This window comes from Vibrio tritonius (genome assembly GCF_001547935.1).
Taxonomy (GTDB): domain Bacteria; phylum Pseudomonadota; class Gammaproteobacteria; order Enterobacterales; family Vibrionaceae; genus Vibrio; species Vibrio tritonius.
Map to the genome: position 1 here is coordinate 960,771 of NZ_AP014636.1, position 16,152 is coordinate 976,922.

Sequence of the window (16,152 nt, forward strand, 5' to 3'; positions counted from 1 at the left end):
AACGCGCTTGGTTTGCTTATTCGCGAGCCAAGCGAGTTATACAGGGCGACTGTCAATCCTTGTAGTCGCCCTCTTTAATTGGTGTTACTCAGTCACCGCTTGAGCCGGCTTTTGTTCCGCTTGTTTGGCATAGCGGTTAGCCAATATGGCGCAGTAAAAAATCTGCATTGGGTGATACAGCATGATAGGCAGCAGTAACATCCCCAAATTAGGATCGGCGCCGAAGATCACTTTAGCCATTGGAATACCTGCAGCAAGGGTTTTCTTCGTACCGCAGAACACCGCTGCAACTTCATCAGGCAGAACAAAACCCACTTTGCGTGCGCCCCATTGAATGCCATGCACCATGATCATCAACACGATGAAACAGATAACAATTGAGCTGGCGAGGAGTTCTAGTGAGAACTGCGACCAAATGCCGTTGTTCACTGAATCACAAAACGCGTTATAAACAATCAAGATGATGACGTATTTATCCACTTTACCGACGATGGCTTTGTGGCGCGTTGCCCAATCAGAGAGATAAGGACGCAGTAACTGACCCACGATCATCGGGATCAATAGCATTTTCGCAATCGAAATTACTGAACCCATCAAATCTAATTGCACACCTTGCAAACCCATAAAGGCTTGAATCAAGGCTGGGGTAATAAACACACCTAAAATGGTCGATAACGAGGCATTAAAAATCGCGCCCGGAACGTTGCCTTTACCCACGCTGGTCATCGTAACCGAAGAAGAGATCGTACTTGGCAAAGAGAACAGATAACAAAAACCGAATGCCAGTGCAGCGGGCATGAATTTTAAGAAGCTGCTACCAAAGATAACCCATAGCAATGGGTAAACGACGAAAGTCGCTAGTTGCACATAAACGTGCAGCTTCCAGTTGGCCAACCCCGCTTTAATGGCTTTAGGCGACATGCCCAAACCATGTAAGAAGAAGACAATGGCGATACCAAATTCAGTCACAATATTAAGGTGTAGCACACCGTCACTTTTACCTAAGTTTGGGGTGATAACAGCAAGTCCTATCGCCACTACCATACTGGCCAAAAACCACTCTTTTTTTATTTTTGCTAATACGCTCATACGTTATTTTTCTACTGTCTTTACTTTAAGATAAGTACTTTGGGATAAGCCACTATTCCACTTCGCGAAGCGCAGCGTAACTGTGACTGATATTGCGGCTCTGTTTCACCGCATTGCTGCCCAGTTGGCGATACACCTTATTGACCAAATAGGAGATCAAACTCATCGGAACCGCATAGCTGTCGAGCGGCGCTTGATTGTTCATATGACAAATCAATACGTGCTCAAATTTGTTGGCGTATTGCTGGCCCGATTGATCAGTGATGAGCAAACTCGGCTTTCCTTGCAGAAATTCCACCAAACGACCGAAGTGCTCTACCCGGCGACGAATGCCCATTAGAATCACAAAGTCATCATCATTGAGCATACTGATGTCTTCGCCTAGGGTCTGCCCAGGCAGTGGTAATAACGAGACATTATCGCGGCATTGCATCAATTGCTGGCGAAAATGCATAGCCAAAGGGTAACTGTTTCGATAACCAATCACAACGACTCGTTTAGCATTAATCATGCTATCAATCAGAGGTTTAGTATCCATTACGGCTAACTGATTCCACAACTGCTCAAGGGCGGTCATTTCATGGCGGATAGAAGGATCTTCAATCGTGGTGGTGAGGATCGGAGTCCCTTTCTCCCGCTCAGTCATCAACTCTTGACGCAGTGCTACGTGGTCGTCATACCCAAGTTGGCGGATAAACCGACTGACACTGGTTTTAGATACTTGGCAAGCATCGGCAATTTCACCAGTAGAGAGCATCAAAATTTTCTCTGGATTGCCTTGAAGATACTCGGCAACACGGCGACTACTTTGAGTTAAGCGATCATAGTGCTCGGTAATCCGGTCATTGAGTGAGTGTTGATTGGTCATGAGTCATCCTTTTCTTGTTTATCGCACCGCAGCCAGAAAACTCTGCAATTCTGGCGTTTGTGGATTAGCAAACAAAGTGTCGCTCTTTCCTTGCTCCCAAACTTTGCCTTGATTCATAAACACCACCCGATCGCCTACTTCCCGAGCAAAATTCATCTCATGGGTCACCAAAATCAAGGTCATCCCCTCTTGTTTTAACTGCTCAAGTACTTTAAGCACCTCGCCGACCAATTCCGGATCGAGCGCTGACGTAATTTCATCACATAATAAAACCTTCGGTGACATAGCAAGTGAACGGGCTATCGCCACACGCTGCTGCTGACCACCAGAAAGGTTGGCTGGGAAAGCATCGAATTTATCCGCTAACCCGACTTTTGCCAGTAATTCACGCGCCATCACTTCGCATTCGCTTGCGGATTTTTTCAATACCAGCTTCGGCGCGAGCATCACGTTCTCGCCCACTGTCATGTGCGGAAACAAATTGAAACTTTGAAACACCATCCCAACGCTGCGACTCAGTAGACGCAGTTTATAATCGTCATTTTCCACTGCTTGGCTATCGACAATGATCGCGCCTTGCTGATAGTCCTCCAGACCATTCATACAGCGTAATAACGTACTCTTGCCTGAGCCACTGCGGCCAATGATCGACACCACTTCACCTTGGCCGATCTTGAGATCAATGCCTTTTAACACATGGTTTTCGCCATAGTATTTATGGACTTTTTCTACACTAACGACGGACATGATGACGTTTCTCCAGATGACGAGCCAACGCAGACAGCGGAAAGCAGATAACGAAATAGAGTAAAGCGACCAGCGCAAACACTTTAAATGGCTGGAAGGTGGCATTGTTGAGCATGGTGCCCGCTTTGGTTAATTCCACAAAACCGATAATGGATGCCAGCGCAGTCCCTTTAACGATTTGTACTGAAAATCCAACCGTTGGGGCAATCGCCAGTTGAGCCGCTTGCGGACCAATCACATACCGCATGGTGTCAAAATAGGTTAAACCCAATGTGCGGCACGCTTCCCACTGACCTTTTGGCAAAGCGCTAATACATCCGCGCCAAATATCGTGAAAATAGGCGCTACTATAGAGAGTTAACGCCAATATTGCCGCAGTCCAAGCCCCAACATCGATGCCAATCAGTGACAAACCAAAAAAGCATAAGAACAATTGCATCAAAAGCGGTGTACCTTGGAACAATTCCACATAAAGTTGAATCGCTTTATCCAAAGAGAGATTGCGACTGCTGCGCAGCAGGGTCAAGATCAAACCAATGATCCCGCCACCAACAAAAGCAATCAGCGACAAAGCAATAGTCCAACGCGCCGCCATCAATAAGGCGCGCAAGATATCCCAATCCGTAAATTGCATCATGGTATTGCACTCCTATAGGGATGGGTTCTTAAACAGTCGGCGCTTCAAGAGCGCAAACAGCTGGCGCATTAAAATCGCCAAAACGAGATAGATAATCGCGGTGACAATGTACGATTCAAAACTCAAAAAGCTGCGGGACTGAATAAAGTTGGCGGCAAAGGTCAAATCCTCCACCGATATTTGTGATACCACTGCTGAGCCGAGCATCACGATAATGCATTGGCTGACCAAGGAGGGGTAAACCCTTTGCAGCGCTGGTGGTAACACGATGCGAGTAAAAATCTGCAAGCGTGTTAAGCCGAGAGTTTGCCCTGCCTCCCATTGACCTTTCGGCGTCGCATCAATGCCAGAGCGAATGATTTCTGCGCTGTACGCACCAAGGTTTACTACCATGGCAATCAACCCAGCCTCCCACGCACTTAACTTAACGCCCAAAGCTGGCAAGCCAAAGAAAATAAAAAACAGCTGAACAATAAATGGCGTGTTACGAATCACTTCGATATAGACAGAACACAACCATCTAAGTGGTGTAAGTTGACTGGTTTTAACCCACGCACACAGCGTCCCGAGCAGCAATCCCCCCACAGTTGAAATAGCGGTGAGTTCAACCGTCGTGGATAAACCTGCCACAAATTGTGGCAGGTATGGAGTGAGCCCCGAGAAATTTAGGTGGTAATTCATCTCGTCACCCTATCGATTTATGCGCCTAGGTCTGCTGGGAATGGCGCTTTGAGCCATTTTTCAGAGAAGCCTTCTAACACACCTTGCTGTTTAGCTTGTTTAATCAAGGTATTGACCTTGGTTCGCAGCTCCGGTTCGTTTTTCATCAAACCGACAAAACATGGTGAGTTTTTCAACATGAATTTGGTTTTGGGTGCCTTGCCTGGGTAACGATTCGCAATTTCTGTCACCACTAAGTTACCCGTTGCGACCAAACTCACTTGACCTGATAAATAGGAAGCCAAGGTTGAGTTGTTATCTTCAAAGCGTTTTATCGTAGTATCTTTGGGCGCGATTTTGCTCAGTTCCAAATCTTCTACCGAACCGCGAGTAACGGCGATGGTTTTTCCACTCAGCTCTGCAGCGTCTTTTACTTGCTCACTATCACTGCCAAACACACCTAAATAGAATGGTGCATACGCATCACTAAAATCGATCACTTTTGAACGCTCTGGGTTTTTGCCCATACTGGAGATCACCAAATCCACTTTGCCTGTTTGCAGGTAAGGAATTCGGTTGGCACTGGTTACTGGCACCAATTGCAATTTGACGTGCATTGATTTCGCCAAATAAGCGGCCATATCAATATCGTAACCATGTGGCTGCATGTCTGTGCCGATCGAACCAAACGGTGGAAAATCTTGCGGTACGGCAACTTTCAGTACCCCTGCTTTCTCCACTTGCTCAAGCTGGTTGGCTTGTGCTGTTGCTCCACCGAGCATAAGCCCAAGTAACATCGCTGCTGCTGTAAAATGCTTCCCTAATCGCATGTATCCATTTCCTTATAGTATTGAAACGATTGAACCAGTTTACTTATGTACAGCAACGACTGTGCCATTTTTACAGTTAACACATAACCTATTGTTTACTATGGATTCAGTGGGTTCTATGACTGGTTCGTTTGTAACAAATGAACCATTTTAGGAAACTATTGGTGCACAATTTGATCGTTTTGGTGCAATCGTTTCATTATCAAACTCGCGCTAAACTACGCGTTTAAAACCCATTGGATCAAAAATGGCTCGCAACACACGAGCCATAATAACGGGGACACACACCGAAAAACGGCCTATCAGCGTTCAGAGTTTCCCATTTTTACACCTGTTCAAATTCAGGTTTAGCTACTTCAGAGTTGACTTCACTGCTGATAGAAAGTGACGCTTCCATCAGATAACGATACAGGACAGACGCCGTACCTCCACCGATAAAGAGTGCGTAGTTCGCTAATACGGGCACAAAAAATGTCGCTACAATCGCCACCAGCCCAGCACCAATTAGCGCATAAACACTTTTCATGTTGATGCCATTTTGATACCAGTACAAACCCTCTTTGGCTTCGGTATAGAGTGAAGCAACATCGATTTTGCCTTTTTTAATCAGGTAGTAATCGACAATGATAATGCCGTACAAAGGACCAATCAGCGCTCCCAACACATCGACGGTGTAGTGAATCACTTCTGGATTGTTGAATAGATTCCATGGTGTGAGTAGCACCGAGCCAACGGCGGCAATCATACCACCCAGTTTGAAACTGATTTTTTGTGGGGAGACATGGGAAAAGTCAAAAGCAGGTGCAACAAAGTTAGCCACGATATTGATACCGACGGTCGCAAAAATAAAGGTTAGCGCGCCAAGAACCGTGATCAAACCACTGTCTAAACGACGCACAGTTTCCACTGGATCGGTAATCATCTCGCCAAACACAGGAATCGACGCTGACACAATAATCACGCTAAATGCCGAGAACACCACAAAGTTCAGTGGCAGCCCAAGCCAGTTACCAATTTTGAGTTTGCGATAGCTGCCGCAGTAACGAGAGAAATCACTGAAGTTCAATGTAGGTCCGGCAAAGTAACCCGCAACTAAGGCCGCAGCGACAAACATTTGCACTAAGGTATCGCCTAACGAAAGCGCCTTGCTGCTTAGGTTAAAATGAATGGCATCCCAACCTGCGCGTTCAATCATATAGAGGCACAGCAAGAACATCGCAATATAAATCGCAGGGCCAGACCAATCAATCACTTTTTTGATCATGTCCATGCCAAACATAAAGACCACCGCTTGCAGCAGCCACATCGATAAAAATCCTACCCACCCTAGATAAGAGAGTCCGATAAACGTTTGATGTGCAAGGCTCCCCATGCTTGGGAAAAAGTAGAGCAACAAAATGATAAACGAGCTAGATGCCAAATACGTTTGGATGCCATACCACACCACCGCTATCAACCCGCGAATAATTGCAGGAATGTTAGCGCCGAAGACACCAAATGACATTCGCGCAATCACAGGAAAAGGCGCACCAGCCTGTTGACCAGGTTTACCCATTAAATTGGCAAACACCATCACCACCGAAATCCCGACCAACAAACTGATAAAGACTTCAATACCGTTAAGCCCCAAGGCAAAAAGGCTCGCCGCGAACACATAACCACCCACACTATGAATATCTGACATCCAAAATGCGAAGATGCTATACCAACCCCATTTCTGTTCCTTATCAGGCAACAAGTCATCATTACTTAATCGGGCACTGACTGGAAAATCCTTTTTCATCGTCTTATTCCTTACATGATTGTATACAATACTAAATACAAACTATTCAAGGAGCATGCCAAGCGATGAAATAGTAACCAGGCTGGGACTTGGCGAAATATTTGCCCTATAGAACTGATACCAAACGCACCAATCACGAACGTCACTGAATTAAAATTGTGCAGCAATAGCCTAGTTAAATTGAGGTTATTGTGTCGCACGGCACATTCATCAAGGCTTATCAGAGCGCATAATGGTGGTATACATATTGCTTGTACAAAAATACCGAGGTAATTGTATACAACACTAAAAAACAGAATAACGAGTGCTGCCATGTCAAGTGACGAGAAAATCTATCAGAAAATACTAAAAGCGATTGTGGAACATCAGCTTCCACCTGGTGAACGCCTACCGGAAGATAAACTGTCAGAAGCGTTCGGCGTCAGTCGCACCGGGATTCGTAAAGTATTGCAACGCCTAGCGCTTGAGCGCTTTGTGATCATTGAGCCCAATAAAGGCGCTCATGTGAATCGCCCGACCTGCCAAGAGGCAGAAGAGGTGTTAAATAGTCGGATTTTGCTTGAGCCGCTATTGCTTCCTGCTGTGATGGAGAACTGGAGTAAAAAACACTCTACCCTATTTCGTAAAATGGTTGAGCAGGAAAAAATCGCCGATCAAGAACACGATATGGCGAAATCGATTCGTCTCACCGCTCAGTTCCACTACGAATTGGCCTATTTGGGTAATAACCAGATTCTCGCCGAATTTATTGAGCAGCTTTGTTATCGCTCATCCTTAGTGATTGCTGCCTATGGCAGTAAAGCCAGTGTCAGTTGTGACTGTGGCGATCACAAGCAGTTAATCGATTTGATTGATAACAAACAGTTACCGCAAGCTCAGCACTGGATGCAACATCATCTCGAACACATTAAGGCCTCTATCCAACTCAACGGACAGCAAGATGGACAGGTCGATTTTCATCAACTTTTCGCTAACATCGACTGACTTTCAGCCAACCCCATATCGGATAGAAAAGGAGTCTCTATGCGTATACAAGTGATCAATCCCAATACCTGCCAAGGAATGACAGACAAAATCGCCAGCGCTGCGCAGCAAGTGGCGTTGGCGGACACACACATTATCGCCTCGTCGCCAAAACATGGCCCTGCAAGCATTGAATCGGCCTTTGACGATGTGATTGCCTCAGCCGCCTTGATGGATGAGATTGCAGCGGGTGTCGAGCAGCAGGTTGATGCGCACATTATTGCTTGCTTTGGCGATCCAGCGTTAGACGCGGCGCGCGAATTGGCAACCGCTCCGGTGATCGGTATTGCAGAAGCCGCATTTCATATGGCAACACTGGTCAGCCACCGCTTTAGTGTGGTGACCACCATGTCGAGCACCATCAATACCGCGCATTCATTGCTGCATAAATACGGTTTCGAGGATCATTGTGTTAACGTGCGCGCGACCGATATTCCCGTGCTCATTCTAGAGCAGATCAGCGATGCGATTTACCACACTCTCCTTGCAGAGTGTCGCCAAGCGCTTTTGGTCGATAAAGCCGAAGCGATTGTCTTGGGCTGCGCTGGTATGGCGGATATCGCAGCGCGTTTACAACAGGATTTGCAGATACCCGTGATTGATGGTGTTACCGCTGCCGTAAAACTCGCGGAATCACTAGTCCAGCTTGGTTTGAAAACCTCAAAAATTGGCTCTTATCGTCCTCGTCAAGTTAAACCATTTATCGGACGTTATCAGCACTGGGGAGCCGAATAAGCTTTCGTTTACCGCTTATCTCATAAGCATTTATCGCTTATTGCTAATAATCTGCTCCCATTGCCACGCATATAGAATAAGGAAGTCCTATGCAAACAACTAACCCACGCGACTATATCGGTTATGGCCGCAATAATGTGCCCGATGCACAATGGCCTAATAACGCGCGCATCGCCGTGCAATTTGTCTTGAACTATGAAGAAGGTGGCGAGAACTGCGTGTTGCACGGTGATGAACACGCTGAAACGTTCCTGTCAGAAATGTACGGTGCGGAAGCGTTTAAAGATCGCCATATGAGCATGGAATCGCTGTACGAATACGGCTCCCGTGCCGGTGTATGGCGCATTCTTAATGAGTTTCGTCGACGTGATTTACCCTTAACTGTTTTTGGCATTGCCACAGCGTTACAGCGTAACCCAGAGGTAGTGCAAGCGATTAAAGAAGCCAACTACGACGTGGTTTGTCATGGCCTGAAATGGATTCATTACCAAAATATGCCACTCGAACAAGAGCGAGAACATATGGTGCAGGCGCTCACATTAATGGAACAGTTACTCGGTAAAAAACCGATTGGTTGGTATACCGGACGCGATTCCCCACGTACCCGTCAATTGGTTGCAGAGCAAGATTGCCTGCTGTATGACTCTGATTATTATGGTGATGACTTACCGTTCTGGATGCCTGTTTCACCGGCAAATCATCCAGAGCAAACCCGCCAACATTTGGTGATTCCATACACCTTAGATACTAACGATATGCGCTTTGCCTCCCCTTACGGCTTTAGCCACGGCGAGGAGTTCTATCAATATCTAAAAGACAGTTTTGACTGTCTGTACGAAGAAGGCGCGACCAAACCCAAAATGATGTCGATTGGGATGCACTGTCGTATGTTGGGTAAACCAAGCCGCTTTATGGCACTGAAGAAGTTTCTTGATTATGTCGAGTCTCATCAAGATGTGTGGATTACTACTCGAGAGCAGATAGCAAGGCATTGGATTGAGACCCACCCAGCACCTTAGTTCTCAACGCTAATCACATTGCTAAACAAAGATGCTGTTTTTAAGCCGCTATGACCCCCTTCCGCATGGCGGCTCTTTTTTGTTTATTGAGGCACATTGAGCCGAAGTAGCCAATCCTGCCCATAAATGCACCTAATTGCACCAAAAGAGCCATTTTAGGCTAGTCGCTCGACCTCTACTTGCGACCAAGCCCCTGATTCTACTTGACCAATTGGTTAAGCCAAAGTGGCATAGCCCTTGCAATCTTAAATAAAACAATGTCAACAATATTGTATACAAGGAAGTATCATTATGTCCGCTCAACAAAAAGTTACTCAACCTAAAGGGAGTTCTGAAACATCAGAGCTTATCTATGCGTTAGACGATAAACCCGCTGTAGGTCCCGCACTCTACGCCGGTTTTCAACATGTGCTGGCAAGCTTTGTCGGCATTATCACCCCAACATTAATCATCGGCAGTGTATTAGGCCTTGGCGACAATGTCCCTTATCTCATCAGTATGTCGCTGATCGTCTCCGGTGTCGGTACGTATATTCAAGCCAAACGATTTGGACCTATCGGTGCTGGCATGATTTGCGTGCAAGGCACCAGCTTTGCTTTTCTTGGTTCAGTATTAGCCGCAGGGTTTATTGCCAAATCACGGGGCGCCGGACCCGATGGGATTTTAGCCATGATATTCGGTGTCTGCTTTGTGGGGGCTTTTATCGAAATGGTGCTCTCGCAGTTTATTGGTAAATTGCACCGTATTGTCACCCCTGTAGTGACCGGCATAGTGGTAACAACCATTGGTATTTCTCTCATAAAAGTGGGGATGACCGACCTTGCTGGCGGAATGGGATCGGCCGATTTTGGTCAATGGCATAATCTCATTCTAGGGGCCATTGTACTGGCGGTGATCATTGCTCTATATCGCGCAGAAAGTTTGATGGTGCGGCTGTCAGCCATTTTAATTGGTATGGTGGTGGGTTACATCATCGCAGCCATGATGGGGATGGTGAATTTTGCCAATGCATTCAACCAACCGCTGTTCTCTATCCCAATTCCGTTTAAATACGGGTTCGATTTTGATTGGGTCGCTTTCCTACCAATAGCTGTTATCTACACCATCACCGCCATTGAATCGACCGGCGATTTAACCGCTAACTGTTTGATTACCAAGCAGCCGGTATCTGGCCCTGCCTACTTTAAACGTATTCAGGCAGGGATCTTGGGGGATGGATTTAACTCCATGTTAGCCGCGGTATTTAACACCTTTCCTAACACCACATTTAGCCAAAACAACAGCGTAATTCACTTAACCGGTATCGCGAGTCGTTATGTCGGTTACTTTGTCGGTTTGATTTTGGTGGTACTTGGCCTATTCCCCATCATTGGCGGCGTTTTAACCACCATTCCCAAACCTGTCATTGGTGGCGCTACCTTGGTTATGTTCGGGACAGTCGCCGCAGCAGGAATCAAAATAATCGCACAAGAGCACCTTGATCGTCGTAATCTGATGATATTAGCCGTCTCATTTGGCCTCGGTCTCGGCGTTATGCTCGTGCCGGACATCATGAAAAACATGCCATCCATCATCCAAAGCGTGTTTGGTTCTCCTGTCACCACCAGTGGCCTTGCTGCTATCGTCATGAGCATCATCATGAAACGCCCTAATGAGACAGCATCAACCACAGAAGAATCTCAAGAAGCCAATACTTCATTGGTGCAAAACAGCTAATTCTTTAACGGGACACACACCGTTATATCACCAATCTCAAGGGGCTAGCCAAAGCCCCTTTTGTTTGACTAGACAGTCACTTTTTAATCTTCTTACGAGGACACTCACCAAAAATTTAAAGTTTAGCCACGCGCCATCTCCACCCCCCTCTTCAAACGTAAAACGGTCTACAGAAGTAGACCGTTTTTATCCATAATGACCATGAGTATGTTATGCAGCAATTCGCCGCGCTAACCCCAACATTCCCAGCAAAAACAATAAATTCAACCCCACACCGCCACCGCCTGAAGAGGATGTGGTGGCAACATTACTATCATCTTCCGAATAATAGCCCGTGGTTCCAGTGTATGCTATGCGCTTAGCATTGGTTGCTGTGTATTTAGCGGTAACCAAACCATTGACGACATTATCGATCCAATCGGCATAATCTGACACCTCAGTAAATACCCCTGTCACACCACTATTGGTTAATCCAACGCCACATGTCGACGGACCAAAACTCGTAATTCCGATTTGCAGGTTGCTTTCAGTAGAATCGTAGATTGGGCCACCAGAATCTCCAGAGCACACACCGGTGGTAAGACTGCTAGAACTGCCAGATGATACGCCCGCAAAACAAAGCTGCGTATCTTGGATATTCGCTAAATCTGAAGCACACGTACTATTTGGCACATAATCCATTTCTGCAGAGAGAAGATAATTACTAGAGCTGCTGTTTGTTGACGTTTTCCCATGGCCAACCGCAGTAAAAACATCGGATGTACCGCGATACCCTTCATATGCTTGAGTAGGTAAATTCGCGTAATTACTCACATTTAATTCCGATTCAAGAGTAATTATCGCGATATCATTTGGCCACAAGCTAGTTGAAGAGTATTCATAGTTATCTGGATAGTACACGGACTTAGCGCGCACATAGGTGGCGTTATTGGGAAAATCCGACAATTCATCGACCTGTGCCACCACCGTATAGAGTATATATCCTTCATTAGGCTCACTGTTTTCATCGGTAACACAGTGAGCAGCGGTGAGCACATGAGTGGCATCGATCATCGTACCGCCACAATACATCCCCGTAACATACCCCGTTGAGTACTCTCGATAGTAAAACAGAGAAACGAAATCAGGATACGCCGATATGGTTGTTTGAGAGCCATTCGTTAAGTAAGTAGACAGGTCTACAGCGGACGCCCCCACACTTGACATTAAAAGCGCTAAGGACAGAAAAACTCTTCTCATCAATATGTTCCATTGGTTAACCAAATACCCTCATTACTGCGAAGTCGTCGTCAGTTATCCAATCCGCTGTAATCGTGTTTGTTCTGTAAATATTAGCTAGTAATCACCTAACTATCTCGCCATCTTCAAACTTTTTCTTTATCGCTAATAATGCACTGTTCCCATCGACAGTGTTCACTCCAGACAACCATTTATCTAACACATTAAGATTCGATTTGATAATCTTATATGCGGCTTCGCTCGCGGTATTTTTATCTTCCAATATATATTTCATCCCTTCGTTTTCCATTTCCACATTGAAAGACAAATTCTTAAGCAGCCTGCCCGCATTAGAACATTCCGAAGTAAACCCTTGACGCGTTATCGTATGGACCGTAGCACTACCAAAGTTTGGTCCAAAAATATCATCAGCCCCGGTTAAATATCGAATGTCGAATTTGGTATTCATAGGATGCGGCTCCCATGCAAGAAAAGCGATCCATTCATGTTTTCTCACTGCTCGAGAAACCTGAGCCAACATTCCTTGTTCACTCGATTCCACTACTTTCCAGCCGCCTAATTGATACTTATCTTGGTCGACTGCTTTTATGATTGCACCGTTACTGCCAGGTTCAATACCATATAAACGCTTATGAAATTTTTTCGGGAATTTGTGAATATCGCGAATATCTTTTACGCCTGCATCATATACGTAATTTGGCACCGCATAGGTATATTTTGCTTCTGTTAAATTTGTTTTAACTACATCGATTGTGCCTTTATCTAAATACTTTACGATGTATTTATTCATAGCAGGCTCCCAATAACCGAGCATAGTATCGACTTTATTGTTATTCATGGCGACTAAAGCAACATTAATGCTAAGAATGTCGGAAGAGGTATGATAGCCAATGTTATCAAGAAGTAATCTTGCTACCGAAGTCGTGAAAGCCAAATCAGCCCAACCAATTTCGGCAAAATTTATATCTTTACATTGTTGCGGAACTCTCTCTAATGCATAAGAACTAAAAATAGGCATAAAGCAAAGTAACAGTAGTAAACTTTTGTTTAGCAATTTTCTCATAATTAAATCCATTTATTTTGGTAATGTGTTTTTATCCCTCTCACCTAAAGATCATATTTATATTATTAACATTCTTCTATAACCTATCACGCTAAAGAGCCCCCTTGCTGCGATGGGCCGCACACATGCATTAATACCGCTTATTTCATCGTATTTCCGCTGATTTCCGTTCCCTGTCGATACACTCGAACGTTAACAGGAGCACTATCTCAATACGTGATCTGTATTCCATCTAACGTAAGAATCAATTTGCTATCAGGCCACTTTGTCCTTTCTTGATCCTAGTAGAATTTCTTATTATTCCGAGGAGTACAATTGATTGCAGATATCAATCTGTGCAAAGGGCATGACAGTTATGTCAAACGATTTTTCTTTAACTTATATACCAAAAGCTGCATCTTGCCGGCTTCGCGCATGGCAAACGCTAGAAACTAAGATACACCATTGGCAGCTAAAGCATACAGAGGATGAATTGGGTAGAAATGGAGTGATTAACAACATGAAAGTAAGCGCACCACAAACCCCACATTCTAAACAGGCTTTGCCCACTCTATGATCACATCTCCAATCCAAAGGAGATGTGACATGAATAAACGACGCACCGACCAAGAATGGCTTTCGCTGATTGAGCAATGCCAAGCCAGTTCGCTCACACAACAAGCTTTTTGCCAAAAACACGACATTAGCGTATCGACGTTTTACGCTAAGCGGCAGCAGTTGAGTGTTAACCCATCCCCAACTCAGAGTGGCTTCGTTAAGGCCGAAATTATTGAAAAAACCACCTGTCGCAAGGTGACCCAGACGTGGGTAGCCAACATGACTTTGATGGTAAATAACGTCGAATTGAGTATTCCTCAAGGCACGCCACCACACTATCTTGCAGAGTTGATTGGAGCCTTGTCATGAAACGCATGATGACCGCGCCAGTGGTGTATTTATACCGTGAGTTTGTCGATTTCAGAAAATCTATCAATGGTCTGGCGCTGTTGATTGAATCTGAAACCGACCTCGAATTGGGCTCAGGGGCTTTGTTCCTCTTCACCAATAAACAACGCGATAAAATCAAAGTTCTGTATTGGGACCAAACGGGTTATGCGCTCTGGTATAAACGCCTCGAAAAAGCCAAGTTTAAGTGGCCAACACAAGAGAAAAACACGGTGTTTACCTTAACGCAATTTGACCTCGACAGGCTGCTTTCTGGCTTCACAATAATCGGCCATAAACCGGTAAAAATCGACAGTTTTACAATGGGTTAATGGCAAAAAAAGTCAGATAAACCAAGCCTTTTTTATCGGTATAAAGTACAATAACCACCATGAAAAAGACGACCCCCGACATCAATCCAGACAGCCAAAACATCGCGGAACTTCAAGCGATGGTGAAGGCGTTGATGTCTGAGCAAGCCGCTTGGCAGCAAAAAGAATCGCAGTGGCAACAAGAGCGCCAATCCTTAATTGAGCAGTTCAAACTGGCACTTGACCGTCAGTTCGCCAAACGCTCTGAAGCGTTAAAACCGTATAACGAAGCTCAGGGCGACTTCTTTAATGAAGTGGAATGCGAAGCGGAGAACGTCGAGGAAGAAGTGGTGACCACGACGACCACAACAAAGCGCCGTGGTAAACGCAAGTCATTACCGAAAGACTTACCTCGCGAAACCGTGGTGCTTGACCTGGATGAGCACGATAAAAATTGTCCTTGCTGCCAGCATTCTCTGCATCAAATCGGGGAAGACCGTAGCGAGAAACTGGAGTTCACGCCTGCAGTCCTCAAAGTTATCGAATACGTTCGTCCTAAATACGCGTGCCGTCATTGTGAGCAACACAGTGAGACTAACCCAGTTCACCAACAGCCAGCACCCGAGAGCATTATCCCGAAAAGCTTCGCCACAGAAAGCTTGCTGGCCAATATCATCTTGGGTAAATACCAGTACGCATTGCCGCTTTATCGACAAGAAACCTTGTTCACGCAATCGGGTATCGATTTATCAAGAACCACTATGGCTCGCTGGGTTATCCAAGTCAGTGAGAAGTTCCAACCCTTGTACCAAGCCTTAAAAACGCACTTACTTGAGCAAGTGGTGGTTCATGCCGATGAAACCCCGTTGAATGTTCTTCAAGAAGAGAAGCGCAGTTACATGTGGCTTTACTGCTCAGGAGCTGACTCTCCGCAAGCTGGTTTACCGGATATGAAAAACATCGTCTTGTACGACTATCAAAACAGTCGCGCGAGAGCGTGCCCAATGGACTTCTTGGGAGATTACTCGGGTTACCTGCAAACTGATGGTTATGCGGCGTACGATGGTCTCACTCAAGTGACGAATGTTGGTTGCTTCGCTCATGCTCGCCGTAAGTTCATGGAGGCAAAAAAGATTCAGGGAAAAGGCAAGACTGGGAAAGTGGATATCGCGCTAGCAAAAATCCAAAAACTCTATGCGCTTGAAGCTCGCTTAAAACAGTCGTCAGCTGAAGAGCGTTGGTCAGAAAGACAAACACACGCCAAACCAATATTGGACGACCTGTATCAATGGCTCACGACACAGAAAGTGTTCGAATCCAGCCCACTGGGTAAAGCGATTAAATACACCTTGGGTCAATGGCCAAAGTTGGTGCGTTATGTGGATGATGGGCACTTATCCATCGACAACAATCGAGCAGAACGTGCGATAAAATCAATGGTCATTGGCCGAAAAAATTCTTATGACCTTTTTCAAGTTTTTCGACAAAACCTCTCTCTCCTCTGTGAG

General features: G+C 45.5%; 15 protein-coding genes and 1 pseudogene. 7 read left to right on the forward strand and 9 right to left on the reverse strand.

Annotation, left to right across the window (positions count from 1 at the left end; all coding sequences use genetic code 11):
• Positions 1 to 84: 84 nt before the first annotated feature.
• From JCM16456_RS19550 to JCM16456_RS19580, 7 genes are all read right to left on the reverse strand, one after another.
• Positions 85 to 1,089: a bile acid:sodium symporter family protein gene (locus tag JCM16456_RS19550; protein WP_068717662.1), complete on the reverse strand. Its 1,005-nt coding sequence runs from the start codon at positions 1,087 to 1,089 to the stop codon at positions 85 to 87.
• A gap of 52 nt (positions 1,090 to 1,141) precedes the next feature.
• A complete protein-coding gene (locus JCM16456_RS19555) occupies positions 1,142 to 1,957 on the reverse strand; it encodes a MurR/RpiR family transcriptional regulator (protein WP_068717664.1) in 816 nt (271 codons plus the stop codon).
• A gap of 18 nt (positions 1,958 to 1,975) precedes the next feature.
• Positions 1,976 to 2,704: an amino acid ABC transporter ATP-binding protein gene (locus JCM16456_RS19560; protein ID WP_068717666.1), complete on the reverse strand. Its 729-nt coding sequence runs from the start codon at positions 2,702 to 2,704 to the stop codon at positions 1,976 to 1,978.
• Positions 2,691 to 3,341, reverse strand: coding sequence for an amino acid ABC transporter permease (locus JCM16456_RS19565; protein ID WP_068717668.1), 651 nt, complete (start codon positions 3,339 to 3,341; stop codon positions 2,691 to 2,693). The genes JCM16456_RS19560 and JCM16456_RS19565 overlap by 14 nt, the downstream gene beginning before the upstream one ends.
• A 12-nt stretch (positions 3,342 to 3,353) precedes the next feature.
• Positions 3,354 to 4,022 (reverse strand): amino acid ABC transporter permease, encoded by a 669-nt coding sequence (locus tag JCM16456_RS19570; protein WP_068717670.1) that lies wholly within the window; start codon positions 4,020 to 4,022, stop codon positions 3,354 to 3,356.
• A gap of 17 nt (positions 4,023 to 4,039) precedes the next feature.
• Positions 4,040 to 4,831 carry a transporter substrate-binding domain-containing protein gene (locus tag JCM16456_RS19575; protein WP_068717672.1) on the reverse strand — a complete coding sequence of 264 codons (792 nt, stop codon included), beginning with the start codon at positions 4,829 to 4,831 and terminating at the stop codon, positions 4,040 to 4,042.
• A 325-nt stretch (positions 4,832 to 5,156) separates the two neighbouring features.
• Positions 5,157 to 6,614: an NCS1 family nucleobase:cation symporter-1 gene (locus JCM16456_RS19580; protein ID WP_082712387.1), complete on the reverse strand. Its 1,458-nt coding sequence runs from the start codon at positions 6,612 to 6,614 to the stop codon at positions 5,157 to 5,159.
• A gap of 312 nt (positions 6,615 to 6,926) precedes the next feature.
• On the opposite strand from JCM16456_RS19580, the gene JCM16456_RS19585 reads away from it, so the two are divergent.
• From JCM16456_RS19585 to JCM16456_RS19600, 4 genes are all read left to right on the forward strand, one after another.
• Entirely contained in the window at positions 6,927 to 7,598 is a 672-nt protein-coding gene (locus JCM16456_RS19585) for a GntR family transcriptional regulator (protein WP_068717674.1), read from the forward strand.
• Positions 7,599 to 7,637: 39 nt separating this feature from the next.
• On the forward strand, positions 7,638 to 8,372 hold the full coding sequence (locus JCM16456_RS19590; protein ID WP_068717676.1) for an aspartate/glutamate racemase family protein: 735 nt from the start codon (positions 7,638 to 7,640) through the stop codon (positions 8,370 to 8,372).
• An 89-nt stretch (positions 8,373 to 8,461) separates the two neighbouring features.
• Positions 8,462 to 9,391, forward strand: a complete 930-nt coding sequence (gene puuE, locus JCM16456_RS19595; protein ID WP_068717678.1) for an allantoinase PuuE — start codon at positions 8,462 to 8,464, stop codon at positions 9,389 to 9,391.
• Positions 9,392 to 9,682: 291 nt separating this feature from the next.
• Positions 9,683 to 11,107, forward strand: a complete 1,425-nt coding sequence (locus JCM16456_RS19600) for a nucleobase:cation symporter-2 family protein (RefSeq protein WP_068717680.1) — start codon at positions 9,683 to 9,685, stop codon at positions 11,105 to 11,107.
• 210 nt (positions 11,108 to 11,317) lie between these two features.
• Here the strand turns inward: JCM16456_RS19600 and JCM16456_RS19605 are convergent, their stop codons facing one another.
• Complete coding sequence (locus tag JCM16456_RS19605; RefSeq protein WP_082712388.1) at positions 11,318 to 12,346, reverse strand: S1 family peptidase; 1,029 nt, start codon at positions 12,344 to 12,346, stop codon at positions 11,318 to 11,320.
• Positions 12,347 to 12,449: 103 nt separating this feature from the next.
• The gene (choX, locus tag JCM16456_RS19610) at positions 12,450 to 13,409 is read right to left on the reverse strand and encodes a choline ABC transporter substrate-binding protein (protein WP_068717684.1); all 960 of its coding nucleotides are present in this window, start codon (positions 13,407 to 13,409) and stop codon (positions 12,450 to 12,452) included.
• 585 nt (positions 13,410 to 13,994) lie between these two features.
• On the opposite strand from choX, the gene tnpA reads away from it, so the two are divergent.
• The 3 genes and pseudogenes from tnpA to tnpC all read left to right on the forward strand — a co-directional run.
• Positions 13,995 to 14,315 (forward strand): IS66 family insertion sequence element accessory protein TnpA, encoded by a 321-nt coding sequence (gene tnpA / locus JCM16456_RS19615; RefSeq protein WP_068713891.1) that lies wholly within the window; start codon positions 13,995 to 13,997, stop codon positions 14,313 to 14,315.
• Positions 14,312 to 14,665, forward strand: coding sequence for an IS66 family insertion sequence element accessory protein TnpB (gene tnpB, locus JCM16456_RS19620; RefSeq protein ID WP_068713892.1), 354 nt, complete (start codon positions 14,312 to 14,314; stop codon positions 14,663 to 14,665). The genes tnpA and tnpB overlap by 4 nt, the downstream gene beginning before the upstream one ends.
• Positions 14,666 to 14,724: 59 nt before the next feature.
• Positions 14,725 to 16,101 (forward strand): annotated as a pseudogene (gene tnpC, locus JCM16456_RS19625) (IS66 family transposase); the annotation flags it as partial.
• Between the last annotated feature and the right edge of the window lie 51 nt (positions 16,102 to 16,152).